General features: G+C 69.4%; 19 protein-coding genes. 6 read left to right on the top strand and 13 right to left on the bottom strand.

Annotation, left to right across the window (positions count from 1 at the left end; all coding sequences use genetic code 11):
* The 11 genes from E5K04_RS01925 to E5K04_RS01875 form a co-directional block, all read right to left on the bottom strand.
* The gene (locus E5K04_RS01925; RefSeq protein ID WP_136551211.1) at positions 1-528 is read right to left on the bottom strand and encodes a chalcone isomerase family protein; all 528 of its coding nucleotides are present in this window, start codon (positions 526-528) and stop codon (positions 1-3) included.
* Positions 497-1,711 (bottom strand): SAM-dependent methyltransferase, encoded by a 1,215-nt coding sequence (locus E5K04_RS01920; RefSeq protein ID WP_136551210.1) that lies wholly within the window; start codon positions 1,709-1,711, stop codon positions 497-499. The genes E5K04_RS01925 and E5K04_RS01920 overlap by 32 nt, the downstream gene beginning before the upstream one ends.
* Positions 1,708-2,445 (bottom strand): DUF1365 domain-containing protein, encoded by a 738-nt coding sequence (locus E5K04_RS01915; protein ID WP_136551209.1) that lies wholly within the window; start codon positions 2,443-2,445, stop codon positions 1,708-1,710. Before E5K04_RS01915 ends, E5K04_RS01920 begins: the two co-directional genes overlap by 4 nt.
* Complete coding sequence (locus tag E5K04_RS01910) at positions 2,442-3,752, bottom strand: NAD(P)/FAD-dependent oxidoreductase (RefSeq protein ID WP_136551208.1); 1,311 nt, start codon at positions 3,750-3,752, stop codon at positions 2,442-2,444. The genes E5K04_RS01915 and E5K04_RS01910 overlap by 4 nt, the downstream gene beginning before the upstream one ends.
* A 158-nt stretch (positions 3,753-3,910) precedes the next feature.
* On the bottom strand, positions 3,911-5,101 hold the full coding sequence (locus E5K04_RS01905) for a DegT/DnrJ/EryC1/StrS family aminotransferase (RefSeq protein WP_136551207.1): 1,191 nt from the start codon (positions 5,099-5,101) through the stop codon (positions 3,911-3,913).
* Between the two features lie 11 nt (positions 5,102-5,112).
* Positions 5,113-5,865, bottom strand: a complete 753-nt coding sequence (locus E5K04_RS01900) for an SDR family NAD(P)-dependent oxidoreductase (protein WP_136551206.1) — start codon at positions 5,863-5,865, stop codon at positions 5,113-5,115.
* Positions 5,862-6,899, bottom strand: coding sequence for a ketopantoate reductase family protein (locus tag E5K04_RS01895; RefSeq protein WP_136551205.1), 1,038 nt, complete (start codon positions 6,897-6,899; stop codon positions 5,862-5,864). The genes E5K04_RS01900 and E5K04_RS01895 overlap by 4 nt, the downstream gene beginning before the upstream one ends.
* Positions 6,896-7,597: a creatininase family protein gene (locus E5K04_RS01890; protein ID WP_136551204.1), complete on the bottom strand. Its 702-nt coding sequence runs from the start codon at positions 7,595-7,597 to the stop codon at positions 6,896-6,898. The genes E5K04_RS01895 and E5K04_RS01890 overlap by 4 nt, the downstream gene beginning before the upstream one ends.
* Before the next feature lie 10 nt (positions 7,598-7,607).
* A complete protein-coding gene (locus E5K04_RS01885; protein ID WP_136551203.1) occupies positions 7,608-8,555 on the bottom strand; it encodes an isoaspartyl peptidase/L-asparaginase family protein in 948 nt (315 codons plus the stop codon).
* 63 nt (positions 8,556-8,618) lie between these two features.
* Positions 8,619-10,106, bottom strand: coding sequence for a sodium:solute symporter family protein (locus E5K04_RS01880; RefSeq protein ID WP_136551202.1), 1,488 nt, complete (start codon positions 10,104-10,106; stop codon positions 8,619-8,621).
* On the bottom strand, positions 10,103-10,354 hold the full coding sequence (locus tag E5K04_RS01875; protein ID WP_136551201.1) for a hypothetical protein: 252 nt from the start codon (positions 10,352-10,354) through the stop codon (positions 10,103-10,105). Before E5K04_RS01875 ends, E5K04_RS01880 begins: the two co-directional genes overlap by 4 nt.
* Before the next feature lie 380 nt (positions 10,355-10,734).
* On the opposite strand from E5K04_RS01875, the gene E5K04_RS01870 reads away from it, so the two are divergent.
* Positions 10,735-11,265, top strand: coding sequence for a Dps family protein (locus E5K04_RS01870; protein WP_136551200.1), 531 nt, complete (start codon positions 10,735-10,737; stop codon positions 11,263-11,265).
* 52 nt (positions 11,266-11,317) lie between these two features.
* Here the strand turns inward: E5K04_RS01870 and E5K04_RS01865 are convergent, their stop codons facing one another.
* The gene (locus E5K04_RS01865; RefSeq protein WP_136551199.1) at positions 11,318-11,782 is read right to left on the bottom strand and encodes a hypothetical protein; all 465 of its coding nucleotides are present in this window, start codon (positions 11,780-11,782) and stop codon (positions 11,318-11,320) included.
* A gap of 341 nt (positions 11,783-12,123) precedes the next feature.
* On the opposite strand from E5K04_RS01865, the gene E5K04_RS01860 reads away from it, so the two are divergent.
* A complete protein-coding gene (locus tag E5K04_RS01860) occupies positions 12,124-12,888 on the top strand; it encodes a HesA/MoeB/ThiF family protein (RefSeq protein ID WP_136551198.1) in 765 nt (254 codons plus the stop codon).
* On the opposite strand, the gene E5K04_RS01855 is transcribed toward E5K04_RS01860, so the two are convergent.
* Positions 12,864-13,625: a sulfite exporter TauE/SafE family protein gene (locus tag E5K04_RS01855; protein WP_168929127.1), complete on the bottom strand. Its 762-nt coding sequence runs from the start codon at positions 13,623-13,625 to the stop codon at positions 12,864-12,866. The two genes, E5K04_RS01860 and E5K04_RS01855, sit on opposite strands and share 25 nt — an antisense overlap.
* 73 nt (positions 13,626-13,698) lie before the next feature.
* Here E5K04_RS01855 and mobB point away from each other — a divergent pair, with 73 nt between their 5' ends.
* The 4 genes from mobB to mobA are packed head-to-tail and all read left to right on the top strand — an operon-like array spanning position 13,699 to position 15,527.
* Positions 13,699-14,220, top strand: a complete 522-nt coding sequence (gene mobB / locus E5K04_RS01850) for a molybdopterin-guanine dinucleotide biosynthesis protein B (RefSeq protein WP_136551196.1) — start codon at positions 13,699-13,701, stop codon at positions 14,218-14,220.
* Entirely contained in the window at positions 14,217-14,465 is a 249-nt protein-coding gene (locus tag E5K04_RS01845) for a MoaD/ThiS family protein (RefSeq protein ID WP_136551195.1), read from the top strand. Before mobB ends, E5K04_RS01845 begins: the two co-directional genes overlap by 4 nt.
* Before the next feature lie 4 nt (positions 14,466-14,469).
* Positions 14,470-14,937, top strand: a complete 468-nt coding sequence (locus tag E5K04_RS01840; RefSeq protein ID WP_136551194.1) for a molybdenum cofactor biosynthesis protein MoaE — start codon at positions 14,470-14,472, stop codon at positions 14,935-14,937.
* Positions 14,934-15,527: a molybdenum cofactor guanylyltransferase MobA gene (mobA, locus tag E5K04_RS01835; protein WP_136551193.1), complete on the top strand. Its 594-nt coding sequence runs from the start codon at positions 14,934-14,936 to the stop codon at positions 15,525-15,527. The genes E5K04_RS01840 and mobA overlap by 4 nt, the downstream gene beginning before the upstream one ends.
* Positions 15,528-15,533 lie beyond the last annotated feature (6 nt).

Raw genomic sequence — 15,533 nt, 5'->3', positions numbered from 1 at the left:
CTAGCGGCCCTCTTTGGTCAAGGCGCGGCGCAGCGCAGGCTCGCGCGTGGTCGGCGCAAGCCAGATGCCGAAGAAGCGCCGTGCGAACACGGGGTCGTCGATGCGGCCGACCGGCCGGCCGTTGTGCCAGAAGCTGGCGCCGCCGTCCGCGCGGCGCGCACCGACGATCACGTCGCCTGCCGCCACGTCCGGGAACACCCCGCGCAGCAGCTCGACGTAGCGTTCGATCTCCGCTTGCGGCACGCCCTGGCGCGCGATTTCGTCGCCGCTCGAACGCGCGAGCGCCTCGCCTTCGAAGGCGCGCGCGTAGCGCAGCTCCAGCGCGTACGGCGCGCCGGCTTGCCACGGCGCGCCGGCCGGCGTGAACAGCGCCGCGTCGTACAGCTTGAGGCCGAACCAGCGCATGGTGCCCTTGCCCAGTACCTCGAGAGCGGGGGTTTGCGCGAGCGCCGGCGGCAGCGCGTGGGCGAGCCCGGCCATCAGCGCAAGGCACGCGCTAAGGACGAGCGAATTGAATTTGGCAGACATCGGTGCGCCCCGTTTCAAAGCCTGCGATGCAGTAGTCGAGGTAAAAGCGCCAGATCCGCTGGAAGGGCGCGTCAAAACGCGCGTCCAGCATCGGCAGCGCGGCGGCGAAGCGGTGGCGCCACGCGCGCAGCGTCAACGCGTAGTCCGCGCCGAAGGCAAACAGGTTGTCGATGCGCAAGCCGGCGCCGCGGCTCTCTTCTTCCAGCCTTTGCACGCTCGGCAGCATGCCGCCGGGGAAGATGTACTGCTGGATGAAGTCGGTGCCGCGCCGGTAGCGGGCGAAGTGCGCGTCGTCGATGGTGATCACCTGCACCAGCGCCGTGCCGCCCTGCCCGAGCCTGTCGCGTAGCGTCGCGAAGTAGGTGGGCCACCAGCGCTCGCCGACCGCCTCGAGCATCTCGATCGACACGATATGGTCGAACTGCCCCTTGATGTCGCGGTAGTCGGTCAGCGTGAGCGAGGCTTGTTCGGCAAGACCGGCACGCGCGAGCCGCGCCTGGGCGTAGGCGAGCTGTTCGCTGGAGAGGGTGACGCCGGTGACGTGCACGCCGCGGGTGCGGATCGCGTACTCGGCAAAGCCGCCCCAGCCGCAGCCGATTTCGAGCAGACGCGCGCCGCGCGCCGGGTTCAGCCTTTGCAGGATGCGTTCGTACTTGGCGGTTTGCGCGTCTTCCAGCGTGCGCGTGCTGTCGCCGTCAAACAGCGCGGCGGAGTAGGTCATGCCCTCGTCCAGCCACAGACGGTAAAAATCGTTGCCCAGGTCGTAGTGCGCCTGGATGTTGCGGCGGCTGCCCGCGCGGGTGTTGGCGTTGAAGAGGTGGCGCAGCCAGTAAAGCAGGGTGCCGGCGACGCTGCCGTGCACCGCGCGGTCCAGCGCCGCCTCGTTGGCGAGCGCGAGGCGGATCAGCGCGACCGCGTCCTGCGTATGCGCGCGCTCGTCGCGCAGTGCCTCGGCCAGCGCGATGTCGCCGCCCTTGGCGACTTTGGCGAGCACGTCCCAGTCACGGATCGCGAGGTGGGCACTCGGGCCGGGAGCCTGGCCGTGAAAGAGCTGCGCGCTGCCGTCCGGGCATTCGAGCAGCAGGCTGCCCGCCTGCAGGTTCTCCAGCGCGCTGATCAGCGTGCGGGCCAACAGTGGCGGGCGAGCCAAGATCAGCGGTCGGGTGGGGCTGTGTCCGTTCATGTCGTACTCCTGTCGTCGAGTCCCGTTGGGTGTGGGCGGCCGTCACGGCCAAAGAAAGGCGCGCCGCGGCGCCAGAGCCGCCACGCCTGCAGGTGGATGTGCAGCCAGACGCCGGCGCCCATCAGCCAGTGGCGTGCGCCGCTCAAGAGCCAGTCGGTGCTGCGCGAGCTAGCGCTGTGGCCGTCGAGCCCCGCGGTAAAGAGAAGCGCGCCGTGCGGGTCCAGATAATCGATGCGCACGGCAAAGCGGTCGTTGTCCGCGACGTTGAAGGCGAAGCGGTAGCCGCCCTCAACCTTGAAGAACGGCGAGACGTGCAGTGCCTTGGCGATTTCTGAGTCGCCAGCAGGCGGCACGAAGTAGTCGTGCCGCTCACCGAAGGTGTTGCGCACCTCGACCCAGAAGCCGAGCAGCGCGCCTTGCTCGCCGCGCACCACGTAAAAGCTCGCCGGGTTGAAGACCCGGCCCAGCACACAAGGCAGGGTGTGCAGTTCGGCCGACACCGCGCCGCTCACGCCGTGCTGGGCGAGCCTCGCTTGCAGCCACGGCAGCAGCGCGCTGCCGTCTTCGGCGCCGTGGCGCTTGCGCTGCCAGGCAACCATGGTCGCCAGGCGCACGCTTGGCCGGTCGCACTCGGGCAGGGGCAGCGCCAGCCAAGCGTGCGGGTAGGCGAAGCGGTGTTCGACCGGGGCGCGCCGCGCGTGCCACACACGGCCGACGAAGCGGCGCGCGCTCATGCCGCGCACGCCTCGGCGGGCAACGGCGCCGGCCGCATGATGGGGGCGACGCCATGCTGCCACGGCACCGTGGCGCCCAGCGCCAGCGCGACGCGCATGCCGGCCTTCAGGCCGTCTTCGTGGAAACCGTAGCCGCACCAGGCGCCGGCCAGCCACACGCCGCCTTGCCCCTGCACGCCGTCCAGCGCTTGCTGCGCGGCGATGGCGGCGGCGTCGAGCCGCGGGTGCGCGTAGTCAAAGCGCGCGATCAGCTGGTCGGGCGCTTGCGCAGGGTTGAGGCTGACGATGACCGGCGCCTTGAAGGGCAAGGGTTGCAGGCGGTTGATCAGGTAGTGCACCGACACCGGCGCGCCACCCGCTTCGCCTGCTTCTGCGCGGTAGTTCCACGCCGACCACAGCGCGCGGCGTCGGGGTAGCACGCGCGCGTCGCTGTGCAGGTAGGCGCGGTTGGGTGTGTAGCCGATCTGCCCCAGCAGGGTGCGTGCCGCGTGGTGGCGCTCGCCCAGCATGGCGCGGGCTTCGTCGCTATGGCAGGCGAGCACCACCTGGTCGTGCCGGCTGACGCCGTGCGCGTGGGCCAGTTCGACGCCTTGGTCCGCTTCTCGGATGGCGTGCACCGGGCAGCCGTAGCGCACGTCGTCAAGAGTTGCCAGCATGGTGCGCACGTACTCGCGCGAGCCGCCCACCACCGTGCGCCACTGCGGGCGGTCGGTGACCTGCATCAGCCCGTGGTTCGCGCAGAATTCGAAGAAGGTCGCCGCCGGGAAGTCCAGCATGTCGCGGGTGGAAGTCGACCAGATCGCCGCGCCCATCGGCAGCAGGTACCAGCGCAGTAGCGTCTCGCCAAAGCCGTGCTGTGCGAGCGCCTCGCCCAGTGTGTCGTCCCGGACGAGCGCTTCGGCAAGGATGATCGGGGCGAGCCTGTGCAGGCGCTGGATGTCGGCGAGCATGCGCCAGAAGCGGGGGCGCACCAGGTTGCGCTTCTGCCCGAACAGCGTGGCGATGCTGCTGCCGGCCCACTCCAGGTCATCGGCCTCGCTCGCGACCGAGAAGGTCATCTCGCTGTCGCAGGTCTTGACCCCGAGCGTCTGAAAGAGGGCGATCAGATTGGGGTAGGTGCGTGCGTTGTGCACGAGAAAGCCGGTGTCGACCGGGTGACGCACGCCTTCGAGCTCGACGTCGACGGTATGGCTGTGTCCGCCCGCGCGTTGTGCCTTCTCGTACACGGTGACCTTGTGGCCGCTGCGCGCGAGCAACCACGCAGCGGAGAGGCCGGCGATGCCGGTGCCGACGACGGCGATGTTCATGACGTGCGCTCCTGGGTAAGGGGATGTCCATCGCACTATTGTTTATCGCACTGTATCTGTCAACTATTTGTACAGTACAAACCATGGACGAAATGGCGGCCTGTCCAGGACGGACAGGCCGAAGGGGAGGGAACAGGCGGGCGGATGCCCGCCAGGGGTCAGGCGGCGGCGTGCGGGTGGCTGGCGGGCAGCAAGGTGGGCAGGTTGACGATGCGCTGACAGGCGTCCATCCCGCGCGGGCAGTGCGCCTCGGTGCGCGCGACCGGGTGGGCCGGGGTGGTGAACCACACGCCCACTTCGACGCCCAGCGCGTTTTCCAGCGCGTGGCGGTCGGCCTTGAGCGCGGGGTCGACCCATAGCGGAAAGCGCAGCCAGGCAGGCTCGCTGCCGTCGATGGCGTCGAAGTACCCGATGCCGCGTTTGCTGGCCCAGTGTTGCCAGTACGCGGTCTGCGCGCGGCGGCGCGCGAGCACCGCGTCCAGCCGGTCAAGTTGCGCGTCGGCGAGGCGGGCGATCGCCGAGGGCATGCGCTGGCCGTAGCGCGGCGGCACCGAGATGCCGAATTCTTCCGGCCACATCTGCGGCAGCACCCGTTCGCCCCACAGCGCGCGGGCGCGCTCGGCGCCGGCGGCGTCACCGCTCGCACGCACCCAGTAGTCGTGCATCACGCTGACAAGCTGCGCGTCGATCTCGTCCGCCGCCGGCAGCGGTGCGGCTTCGGCGAGCGCACAGAGGCGTTGGGCCGCTTCCGCGTCGTTGGCGAGCGCGACACCGCCGTGGATGGTGGTCAGCACCTTGCTGCGCTCGAAGCTGTATACCGCGACGTCGCCGTATGCGCCCAGCGGCAGGCCGCGGTGGCGCGCGCCCAGCGCGTGCGCGCAGTCTTCGATCACCTTGAGGCCGCGCTCGTGGGCGAGCTGCAGGATGGCCTCGAAGTCGCGGCCGACGAGGCCGAAGCTGTGCTGGACCATCACCGCGCGGGTGCCGGGCGTGATCGCTGCGCGCACCGCGTCTACGTCGAGGCCGAGGCTGGTGTGCTCGATATCGGCGTACTGTGCCTTGGCGCCGGCGAAAGCGAGCGCGTTGAGCACGCACTGGCAGGTGAAGCCCGGCACGATGACGCCGGCGTTGTCCCCGAGGTCCAGTGCGCGGATCGCCATCGCCAGCGCGGCGCGCCCGCCCATGAAGGCGCGGGCGTGGCCGTGGCCGAGCCAGTTTTCGAAGCGGCGCTCGAAGGCGCGCGTCGCGTGGGTGTCCATCGCCTCGGGCAGCCGCTCGCGCAGGGCGCGCGCAAGCTCCAGTTCCCGCCGGGTGAGGGTGGTGCTGAGCAAAGGGGCAAGCGCCTTCATCGTGTGTGCCTTTACTTGCCGCCGTCGACCGACAGCACCTGGCCACTGATCCAGCCCGCCTCGGCGCTCGCGAAGAACAGCACCGCGTGCGCGATGTCGGCAGGCTCTCCCGGCCGGCGCAGCGCGATCGTGTCCATCAGCCGCGCCTGGCCCGCCTCGCCCATCGCCTGCCATTGCCGCTCGGTGCTCGGGTTCGAGCGGATGAAGCCCGGCGCGACGCTGTTGACGGTGATGCCGAAGGGGCCGAGTTCGTGGCCGAGCTGGCGCGCGAGCGCGATCTCGGCCGCCTTGGCCGCCGCGTACGCCTGAATGCCGGTCAGGCTCACGCCCAGGCCCGCGCCGCTGGAAATCAGCACGATGCGTCCGCGCCCCTTTGCCTTCATGCCCGGCGCCACCGCCTGCGCGCACCAGAACGCGCCGTCGGTGTTGACGGCGAAGATGCGCCGCCAGTCTGCCTCGGTGATGATTTCCAGTGGCCTGCCTGCCTGCCCGCACACGCCGCCCGCGCTGTGTACCAGCACGTCGACGGCGCCGGTGGCGGCGATCAGCGCGTGTACGGCAGCGCGGTCGGTCACGTCGAGCCGCCGCGCCTCGCACTGCCCGCCGCAGGCAGCGACGGTTTCGGCGAGCGTCGCGGCGTCGATGTCGGCGGCGATCACCCGCGCGCCGGCCGCGCAAAAGCGGCGGCAGATCTCGCGGCCGATGCCTTGCGCGGCGCCGGTGACGAGTACGGTCTGCCCCGCGTAGTCGTAACAAAGGTTCATCGCACTGCTCCTTCAGACATCGCAGCGCGCACCGATTCGAGCAGTTCCAGCCCGAGCGGCACGCCGCCTTCGGCCGCGTGTACCGCGCGCACCAGCGCGTCGGTCAGCGGGGTGGGCACGCCGTGTTCGCGGCCGATGCGCGCGATCGGCGCGATGATCTCGTCGACCTCGGTCTTGCGCTTGTGCACCGACAGGTCGCGCCAGATGCCGGCGTGCTTCTTGGCCGAGCGCCGGTTGTGGGCGGCGAGCCGGTCGAGCGAGGCGTACGCGCCGCCCAAGGGCGCGTCAGGCGCGAAGGCATCCGGCTCGAAGCCGTCGAAGCCCTCCAGCGTGACGCCGTGCGCATGGGCCACCTGGCACACCTCACGTGCGAGCGCGACCAAGAGCGGGCGGTAACGGTCGTTTTCCAGCACGCCGGCGATGCCCTCGTCGGTCAGCGCGGTGGCGAACAGCAGGCTGCCGTAGACGAGCTTGCTCCACAGGTAGCCGTGGATGTTGGCGGTGAGCGCCGCGTCGGGGTTGAAGAGGGTAAACAGCGCGTGGATGTCGCGCGCACGGTCGGTAAGGTGACCGTCGATCTCGCCCACCACGGTCGCGCCCCAGCCGCCGAACATCACCTCGCCCGGCGCCATCAGGTCGGCGCCGAAGTTGACGAAGCAGCCGAAGGTACGGGGAGCGCCCACTTCCTCGGCGATCACCGCCTCGTTCAGCCCGTTCTGCACGCTGACCACCACGCCGTCGCCGGTGAGGTGTTCTGCCAGCATGCGGCAGGCGGTGCGGGTGTGCAGCGCCTTGGTGGCGAGCAGGATCAGCGGGTAGCGCCCGGTGAGCGCCTCCGGCGTGCATGCGGCTACCCTGAAGCGCCCTTCGACGATGGGGCCGGTGAGTGTCAGGCCGTTTTCATTCAGTGCCGCGACGTGTGACACATTGTTGTCGACCAGCAGTACGTCGCGGCCTGCGCGGAGGAAATGGGCGGCGAGTGTCGCGCCCATCGCGCCTGCGCCCCAGACCAGGATAGGGGTGTCGGTCTTCATCGCCACGGCCCCTCGATCAGCGCGCGCGTCTCCTCGACGGCGATCTGCCACATGCGCTCGGTGTCGGCTTCCGGCCGGGTGTAGGCGCCGCCGAAATTGCCGTCGCCGATATACTCGCGCACGAGTTCGGGGTTCAGCACCGCGTAGCGCGCGAAGTCGATCAGCGGCTTGCCCGTCGCGGGCGGGGTTGCGCCGGACACGCGGGTGAAGGGCAGGCTCTCCATCCACGACGCGTGCGAGCTGTCTGCGTCGCAGGCCTTCACGAAGGCGAGGGTGCGCGGCGCGTTCCACCAGTTGTGGAACTTCACCTGCACTTCGGGGTTTTCTGCCATCCACTCGGTGGCGAGCGCCGCCGCCGGCGCGTTGCCGCCGTGGCCGTTGACGATCACGATGCGCCTGAAGCCCTGGCGGGCGAGGCTGTCCAAGAGGTCGCGCACCAGCGCGAGGTAGGTGCCGGTTTTCAGCGTGACGGTGCCGGGGAAGGCGGAGAAATACGGCGCGAGGCCGTAGCTTTGTACCGGGAACACCGGCACGCCCAGGGGTTCGGCCGCGTCCAGCGCGACGCGCTCGGCGAGCAGCGCGTCGGTGGCGAGGCTCAGGTAGGCGTGCTGCTCGACGCTGCCCAAAGGCAGCACGCAGCGGTCGTCGTCCTGCAGGTAGTTGTCCACCTGCATCCAGTTCATGTCGGCAATCTTCATGGTGAGCTCCTTAGTCGCGGTAGATGGCGACTTCGATCTCGCCGCCGGCGACCAGCTGGCCGCGGTACATGCCTTCGGTGTTGAAGGGCAGGCTGATCCGCCCTTCGGCGTCGACGACGATCAGGCCGCCCTGGCCGCCCATCTGCCCCAGTTCGGCCATCACGGCGGCGGCGGCGGTGGCCGCGTCTTCGTGCAAATAGCGCATGCGCGCGGTGATTTCGTGCGCGGCGCACGCGCGCAGGAACACTTCGCCGGTGCCGGTGGCCGAGATGGCGACCTGCGGGTCGGCCCAGGTGCCGGCGCCGATCACCGGGCTGTCGCCGACACGGCCCCAGCGCTTGTTGGTGAGCCCGCCGGTGGAGGTGGCGGCGGCGAGCTTGCCGTTCCTGTCCAGCGCGACGGCGCCGACGGTGCCGAACTTCTTGTCGGCGAAGGCCAGCTTGTGCGCGCCGTCGTGGTCGAGCACCGCGGCACTGCTGTCGCGCACCGCCAGCAATTGCCGGTAGCGCGCGTCGGTGTGGAAGTACTCGGCCGGCGCGGTCTCAAGGCCCACGCTTTCGGCGAAGGCGCGCGCACCGTCGCCGGCGAGCAGCACATGGTTGGATTTTTCCATCACCGCGCGCGCGGCGAGCACGGGGTTCCTGATGCCGGTGAGCTGGCAGACGGCGCCGGCGTCGCGCCCCGCGCCGACCATCACCGCCGCGTCCATCTCGTTGCGGCCCTCGTGGGTGAACACGGCACCGCGCCCGGCGTTGAAGAGCGGGCTGTCTTCCATCATGGCGACCGCCGCGCATACCGCGTCGAGCGCGCCTTGCCCGGCGGCGAGGCAGGCCTGGCCTGCGACCATCGCCTGGTGCAGCGCGGCGCGGTACTCGGTTTCCTGTCCGGCGGTCATGGTGCTGCGGGTGAGGGTGCCGGCGCCGCCGTGGATGGCCAGCGCGAATTCCGGTCTTTGCATGTTTCTATCCTTGTTATCTTTTTGCAGGAAGGCCCGCCGGCAAAAACCGGCGGGCCTTGTCGCTTAGGCGAAGGCGAAGTGGCGGCCCAGCACCTCGCGCTTGACCGGCTGGGTGAACAGGCTGACGACGACCATCAGCACCATGGTCACGCTCCAGCTGACGATCAGCGGGTCAAAGCCCATGGTCAGCCCCTGGCCCCACAGCGCGAGCGACACATACAGCGCGCCGCCGATGATCGCGGCCGCGAAGGCGGCGCTGGTGGTCGCGCGCTTCCAGTACATGCCGAGGATCACCGGTGCCACCCAGATGCCGAGGCCGCCGAAGGAGAAGCGGATCAGCTCGAAGATCGACGCGGGCTTGGTGATGCCCACCGCGATGCCGGCGATGCCGATGATCACGGTCACGTAGCGCGACAGGCGGAAGATCTCCTCGTCGCTCGCCTTGGGGTTGAAGCCGTGCTGGTAAATGTCGCGGGTGATGCCGCCGGTGGCGACTACCAAGAGCGCGTCGATGGTCGACATGCCCGCCGAGACGATGCCTGCGATCAGGATCGCGGCAAGGTAGGGGTTGAGGTTCTGCTGCAGCAGCATCGGCACGATGAAGTCGGTTTCCTTGCCGGTGAGGCCCGGCAGGCTGACGATGCCCATCACGCCCGACCACTCGATCATGGTCGCCGAGACCAGCATGCCCAGCGTTCCGAGGATCACCGCCTTGAACATGGTGCGGTAGTCGCGCATCGCGTAGAACTTGGTGAACAGCGTCGGCTGGCCGATGGTGAAGAAGCTCCACATCACGATCATCGAGAAGTAAGCGCTCCACGGGTATTTTCCGGCCGCGCCCGGGTGCGACAGGAACTGCTCGCCCTTGGCCAGCAGTTGCTCGTTGATGCTGGCCAAGCCGCCGCCTGCGTCGACCGACACGATGAAGGTGACGGTCGCGGTGACCACCATCAGGCCGCCTTGCAGCACGTCGGTCAGCATCGCGCCCTTCATGCCGCCGGCCATGCAGTAGAGGATCACGATGATGCCCATGCCGACCACGCCGACCCACTCGGGCAGGCCGGTGAAAGTGTGGACGATCACGCCGGCGCCGACGGTCTGCGCGCCGATCATGCCGATCAGGAAGATCACCATCATCGTCGCGTGCAGGATGCCCAGCTTGCGCGAGTCGTAGCGGCTGACCAGGTAGTCGGTCATGGTCAGGAGGCCGTGGGTGTGCGAGAGCTGCATCAGTTTGCGGCCGACCAAGAGCGCCGGGATGATCATCGAGAAGGCGAGGCCGGGTACCGAGATGGTCAGGCCGGCGTAGCCGTTGGCGTAGGCGACCGCCGGCACGCCCATGAAGGTGCTCATCGAGTACTGCGTCGCGAAGTAGGCGATGCCGCTGACCACCGCGCCGGCCTTGCCGCCGAGCACGAAGAAGTCCTTGAGGTTCTTGGTGTTGCGCGCGGCGTACCAGCCGATGCCGCCGATCACCACGAAGTAGAGCGCCAGCGTCACGAAGAAGGGGACGGGCGTCGGTGCGATCAGTTGCGAGACGGGCGAACTCATGCTTCACCTCCGTCACTGTCCAGGCTCTGGTACTCGGGGCGCGCCAGGCACTGGCGCGCGAAAATGGCAATTGCGACCAGCACGACGAAGCCGTGACCGATCCAGCCCCACAGGAACATCGGGACGCCCAGCGGGCCGGGCAGGTAGCTCTCGTTGTAATACCAGGGCAGCGGCAACATGATCAGCCCGTAGAGGGCGAGAAAGACGGCGGCCCATCGCCGTTCGAAGGCGTTGCTCAGGCAGTGCATGGGTAGGGATCCTTTGTAGGGTGTTGTCGCCTTGAATATCGGCAACTACTTATATAAAAAGCATTTTTAATGCCTTTTAATTACTTCATGGGATGGGTGTTGCCGTATTGATTGATATCAAGCGCTTTCGTAATTGGGTGGGCGCATCCGTGCGTAATCCGCAAGCCTGGATTGCGGCGGGTGGGGCTGTGCCGCTTGCCGGGTGTCCGGATATGACGCCTTCGTGGCACGCCGCGGATCGGCTGCTATAACGCAAACAATCACCGGCGGCGCATGGTGGCGATCGCAGCAACGTCCTGCGGGCACTGCGTGCGACGGCGGTGCCGGTCCGCATTCAATTGGCCGCGGCAAGACGCCGTGGCGGCACACTGGAGGTCGAGATGGACAAGAAAGTAGGGGAACAGGAACTCATCGCCGCGATCACTACGCCCAACGCGCTGGGCGAAGACGCCAGGCGGGACATCAGCGCGGCGCTGAACCTCCTGTTGGCGGACGTGTTCGCGATGTACCTGAAGACCAAGAATTTTCACTGGCACCTGAGCGGGCCGCATTTCCGTGACTACCACCTGATGCTGGACGAGCAGGGTGACGAGCTGTACGCGATGACCGACGTGATCGCCGAGCGCGTGCGCAAGGTTGGCGGCCGTACGCTGACGTCGATCGGCTCGATCGCGCGCAACCAGCGCGTACTCGACAACGACGCGCCGTTCGTGCAGGCGGCCGACATGCTGGCCGAGCTGTGCGAGGACAACAAGAACCTGGCCCAGCGCCTGCGCGAGGCACACGGCGTGTGCGACGAGTACGGTGACGTGGCCGGCGCGAGCCTCCTGGAAAACTGGATCGACGAGGCCGAACGCCGCACCTGGTTCCTGTTCGAGGCGAGCCGCCGCGGGGATGGTACCGGCCACTGAACCCCGCTTTACGCTTCAAAAGCCCGCGTGCTCGCACGCGGGCTTTTTTCATTCAGTTGCCGGGCAGCGGTAACTGGCCGATCAGGCGCAGGGTCGCGCGCTGCAAGGTGGCCACGCTGTCGTCCGGCAGGGGCTCTGATGCCTGCCAGGGGGCATCTGCGGGTCGTGCCGCGGCCGGCCGGGCGTTCAGGGCCAGCGTGCGGCGGACGCGTTCTTCGCGCGGATAGCCCCAGGGCGCGTAGCCGCCGCCCCATGTACCCCAGCCGCCGTCCCCGTAGCCGATGCCCGCGTACGGCGCCAGTACCAGTTCCCGTGTCTCTGCTTGGCGCAGGCAGACCGACCACTGGCCGCCCGACGGCAGCAGGGTGCGCCCGTTCAGGGCGAGCGCGTCGGCGACCCACGCCGCGGACAGGCCTGCCGGCAGCGGGCAGTCCAGCGAGATGGTGGCGGGCGGCTGGGCGGCGGCGAAGGCGGGAAGTGCCAGCAGCAGGCACAGCGGGTAGCGGGGTTTGGACATGGCCGCGTCTCCGGGGAATGGTCCAGCCCAGCATAGCGCCATCCACGCGGGCCCGGATAGTGCAGCGCAGCCGGGGTACGCGGCGCGGACGCCTGCGCGGAGGGCGGTTGGCGCTGCGGCGCGCCGGCTTGTGGCCGACGGCAAGCCAGCCTGGCCTGCCCGGCGGCGCCAAGAGGAGATCTTCGCCGCTGACAGGCGGGGCGCGCGCAGAGGCCGGGAGGGGCGGCCACTTCCGGTTGGGCTAGGGCGGCTCAGTCCTTTGGCGTATTGCCGGTGCCGCGCCCGTCGTGGACAATCAGGCGGCCTTCACCCGAAGGCCGCTTTTTTTACGGGACGACCGCATGAACGACGACCAGTTGCTGCGTTACAGCCGCCACTTGCTGCTGAAGGAGGTTGACCTCGCCGGACAGGAGCGGCTGGCGCGCGCACGGGTGCTGGTGGTCGGCTGCGGGGGGTTGGGCGCCGCCGCGGTGCCTTATCTGGCCGCGGCCGGGGTGGGCGAGCTGTGGCTTGCCGACGACGACGCAGTCGAACTCTCCAACCTGCAGCGTCAGGTCGCGTACGGCGAGGCAGACCTTGGCCGGCCGAAGGTCGACGCCGCTCGCGACGCGGTGCGCCGCATAGACCCGGCCGTCAAGCTGCGAACTTTCGCCGAACGGCTGGACGAAGCGCGGCTGGTGGCGCTTGCGCGGGAGGTGGACGTGCTGCTCGACTGCTCGGACAACTATCCGACGCGCCAGGCGCTCAACCGTGCGGCGCTGGCTGCCCGCCGACCGGTGGTGGTCGGCGCGGCGGTGCGCTTTGACGGGCAATTGCTGGTGGTCGACCCGCGCCGCGCGGGTACGCCTTGCTACCACTGCCTGTTCGGCGGCAGCGAGGCGAGCGACGGCGCGTGCGCGACCTTCGGCGTGTTCTCGCCGCTGGTCGGCGTGATCGGCGCGCAGCAGGCGCTCGAGGCGTTGAAGCTGATTATTGGTATTGGAGACGCGCCCATCGGCCGGCTGATCAGCTACGACGCGCTGTCCGGCGCGTGGCGCGAGCTTGGTTTCGGGCGCGACCCCGAGTGCGCGAGCTGCGCGCCTTACGCGAGGATGGACCAGCCGTAACGGGCGATCTCGACCACCAGCACGCCGATGAACAGCAGGCGGATCAGGTGGCTGTCGCCTTTCTCCGCCAGCTTGAGGCCGACGAAGGAGCCGGCGACCGAGCACGCGCCCATCAGCAGCGCGACCTCGTACAGGCATTGGCCGTGGGCGAGGAACCACAGCATCGCCGCCGCGTTGCACGCGTTGACGAAGAGCTGCGCGTTACCGACCGCCCGCGCGAACGCCATGCCGCGCGCGCGCACCAGCGCAAGCGAGACAAAGCTGATCGCCGCCGGGCCGAACATGCCCTGATAGAGGCCGAACAGCGCGCCGCCGGCGGCGCCAGCGACCGGCGCCGCTCGGTCGGGCACGGCAGGGGCGGATTCCGTTTCGCCCAGCTGCTTGTGGGTGAGGATGTAGCCGGCGATCAGCACCAGCACGACCAGCAGCACCGGCTTGAACCAGGCTTCGTCGAGCTTGCCGATCAGCGACGCGCCGAACACCGCGGCGGCGACGCCAAAAACCAGCGCGGGCAGCAGCAGCGGCCACTCGATACGGGTGGTTTGCAGGTAGCGGCGCACGTTGTTGGCCCCGCTCAAGGCGAAGATCAGCTTGTTGGTGCCGAGGATGAACGGTAGCGGGCTGCCGGGGAAGGCGTTCAGCAGCGCCGGCAGCTGGACGAGCCCCGCGCCGCCGACCGTCGCGCCGGCGACGCCACCGATAAAGGCGACCGCTGCGAGGTAGAAGTATTCGGTCATCCTGTAAAATGGGTGCGGACAATGTCCAAAGTATAGGTGGCCGGCGCGTGCCTGCCGCCAAAGTGGAGGGGATATGCCCAAGGTGCTGGGGGTGGCCGGTTTTTCCGGCTGCGGCAAGACGACACTGATCGAGGCCTTGCTGCCGAGCCTGGCCGCGCGTGGCCTGACGGTGTCGGTCATCAAGCACAGCCACCACGCGCTGGAAGTCGACACGCCGGGCAAGGACAGCGACAGGCACCGCAAGGCAGGCGCCAACCAGGTGCTGCTGCTGGGGGATACGCGCTACGCGCTAACGGCAGAGCTTGCCGCGCCGCTGGACCTTGCCGCGCAACTCGCGCTGCTCTCGCCGTGCGACCTGGTGCTGCTCGAGGGGCAGAAGTGGGCCGACGTCGACAAGGTCGAGGTGTGGCGCCCTGTCCAGGGCAAGCCGCGGCTGGCCGCCGCGCGCGTCATCGCGCTGGCGAGCGACACGGGAAGCAGCGCCGACGCGGGCGATCTGCCACTACTGGACCTGAACGACGTGCCCGCCATTGCTGAATTCATCGCCGCCTGGCTTGCACGCCAAGGCGGCCACAACGAGGAAACCGCCGCATGATCCGCATTCTTTACTTCGGCTTTTTGCGCGAGGCGCTCGGCCGCGACAGCGAGACGCTCGCCTGGGACTGCGGCGACAGTGACGCGCTGCTCGCCTTGCTGCGCGCGCGCGGCGACGACTGGGCGGCCGCGCTCGCGCCGGACAAGGTGTTTCGCGTCGTCGTCGACCGCGAGGTGCGCCGCGGCGTGGTGGCCATCCCGGACGGCGCCGAGGTCGGCATCCTGCCGCCGGTGACCGGAGGCTGACGCGATGTGGCTCGACATCACCGTACGCGAGGCGCCGTTTGTGGTTGCTTTCGAGGAGGAACGCCTGCTCGCCGAGGCGGGTGACGCCGGCGCCGTGGTCACCTTCCAGGGGCGGGTGCGCGGGCAGGATGGCGCTGTGCCGCTGGCCGCGCTGCACCTCGAACACTACCCGGGCGTCACCGAGGACGAGATCGCGCGCATCGCGCGCGACGCCGAAACGCGCTGGCCGCTGACCGCGTGCCGCGTGCTGCACCGGGTCGGCCGCCTCGCGGTCGGCGAGGGCATCGTGCTCTTGATGGTCGCCAGCCGCCACCGCGCCGCCGCCTTTGCCGCCGCCGAATACCTGATGGACTACCTGAAGACCGAGGCGCCGTTCTGGAAGCGCGAGGAATTCGTCGACGGCAGCAGCCGCTGGGTCGACGCCAAGGCCTGCGACAACAGCGCCGCCCGCCGCTGGGAGGCGGGCGCTTGATTGCCGGGCTGATCCTCGCCGGCGGCGAGGGCTCGCGCATGGGCGGCGCCGACAAGGGTGCGTGCCTGCTCGCAGGCGAGCCGCTCGCCTGCCATGTCGCGCGCCGCTTCGCGCCGCAGGTCGATGCCCTGTGGGTGAGCGCCAACCGCGGCGTGGCGCTGTACCGCACGCTGGGCGAGGTGGTGCCCGACCTTGCCGCCTACGCCGGGATGGGGCCGCTCGCCGGCATCGCAAGTTGTGCTCAGAGGCTGCCGGAGGGTGCGCTGCTCGCGGTGGTGCCTTGCGACACGCCGCGGCTGCCCGATGATCTTGTGGCGCGGCTCTCGGCGGGCCTCGCCGCACAACCGGCTGCCGGCGCCGCCTATGCGCAGGCGCCTGCCGGCCCCCACTACGCGATGCTGCTTGCGCGCGCGGGCGCACTGGCCGCCTTGCCTGACTACCTTGCGCGCGGCGGCCGCGCGATCCGCCACTGGCTCGCCGCCGTGCACGCGGCCGGCGTGCCGTTCGACGACGACACGGCGTTCGCCAACGCCAACGACGCGGCGTCGCTCGCCGCGCTCGCCGCGCGGCTTGACGCCGCCAAACCCTGAAGGACA

The sequence above is a fragment of the Crenobacter intestini genome, assembly GCF_004919095.1.
In the GTDB taxonomy this organism is placed as follows: Bacteria; Pseudomonadota; Gammaproteobacteria; order Burkholderiales; family Chromobacteriaceae; genus Craterilacuibacter; species Craterilacuibacter intestini.
Note: the sequence above shows the minus strand (reverse complement) of the source record. Positions and strands in the feature narration are given on the sequence as shown.

What these genes read in the sequence shown, in the direction of transcription:
- E5K04_RS01925 (WP_136551211.1), bottom strand. Translation starts at nt 528, where the DNA reads ATGTCTGCCAAATTCAATTCGCTCGTCCTTAGCGCGTGCCTTGCGCTG.
- E5K04_RS01920 (WP_136551210.1), bottom strand. Translation starts at nt 1,711, where the DNA reads ATGAACGGACACAGCCCCACCCGACCGCTGATCTTGGCTCGCCCGCCA.
- E5K04_RS01915 (WP_136551209.1), bottom strand. Translation starts at nt 2,445, where the DNA reads ATGAGCGCGCGCCGCTTCGTCGGCCGTGTGTGGCACGCGCGGCGCGCC.
- E5K04_RS01910 (WP_136551208.1), bottom strand. Translation starts at nt 3,752, where the DNA reads ATGAACATCGCCGTCGTCGGCACCGGCATCGCCGGCCTCTCCGCTGCG.
- E5K04_RS01905 (WP_136551207.1), bottom strand. Translation starts at nt 5,101, where the DNA reads ATGAAGGCGCTTGCCCCTTTGCTCAGCACCACCCTCACCCGGCGGGAA.
- E5K04_RS01900 (WP_136551206.1), bottom strand. Translation starts at nt 5,865, where the DNA reads ATGAACCTTTGTTACGACTACGCGGGGCAGACCGTACTCGTCACCGGC.
- E5K04_RS01895 (WP_136551205.1), bottom strand. Translation starts at nt 6,899, where the DNA reads ATGAAGACCGACACCCCTATCCTGGTCTGGGGCGCAGGCGCGATGGGC.
- E5K04_RS01890 (WP_136551204.1), bottom strand. Translation starts at nt 7,597, where the DNA reads ATGAAGATTGCCGACATGAACTGGATGCAGGTGGACAACTACCTGCAG.
- E5K04_RS01885 (WP_136551203.1), bottom strand. Translation starts at nt 8,555, where the DNA reads ATGCAAAGACCGGAATTCGCGCTGGCCATCCACGGCGGCGCCGGCACC.
- E5K04_RS01880 (WP_136551202.1), bottom strand. Translation starts at nt 10,106, where the DNA reads ATGAGTTCGCCCGTCTCGCAACTGATCGCACCGACGCCCGTCCCCTTC.
- E5K04_RS01875 (WP_136551201.1), bottom strand. Translation starts at nt 10,354, where the DNA reads ATGCACTGCCTGAGCAACGCCTTCGAACGGCGATGGGCCGCCGTCTTT.
- E5K04_RS01870 (WP_136551200.1), top strand. Translation starts at nt 10,735, where the DNA reads ATGGACAAGAAAGTAGGGGAACAGGAACTCATCGCCGCGATCACTACG.
- E5K04_RS01865 (WP_136551199.1), bottom strand. Translation starts at nt 11,782, where the DNA reads ATGTCCAAACCCCGCTACCCGCTGTGCCTGCTGCTGGCACTTCCCGCC.
- E5K04_RS01860 (WP_136551198.1), top strand. Translation starts at nt 12,124, where the DNA reads ATGAACGACGACCAGTTGCTGCGTTACAGCCGCCACTTGCTGCTGAAG.
- E5K04_RS01855 (WP_168929127.1), bottom strand. Translation starts at nt 13,625, where the DNA reads ATGACCGAATACTTCTACCTCGCAGCGGTCGCCTTTATCGGTGGCGTC.
- mobB (WP_136551196.1), top strand. Translation starts at nt 13,699, where the DNA reads ATGCCCAAGGTGCTGGGGGTGGCCGGTTTTTCCGGCTGCGGCAAGACG.
- E5K04_RS01845 (WP_136551195.1), top strand. Translation starts at nt 14,217, where the DNA reads ATGATCCGCATTCTTTACTTCGGCTTTTTGCGCGAGGCGCTCGGCCGC.
- E5K04_RS01840 (WP_136551194.1), top strand. Translation starts at nt 14,470, where the DNA reads ATGTGGCTCGACATCACCGTACGCGAGGCGCCGTTTGTGGTTGCTTTC.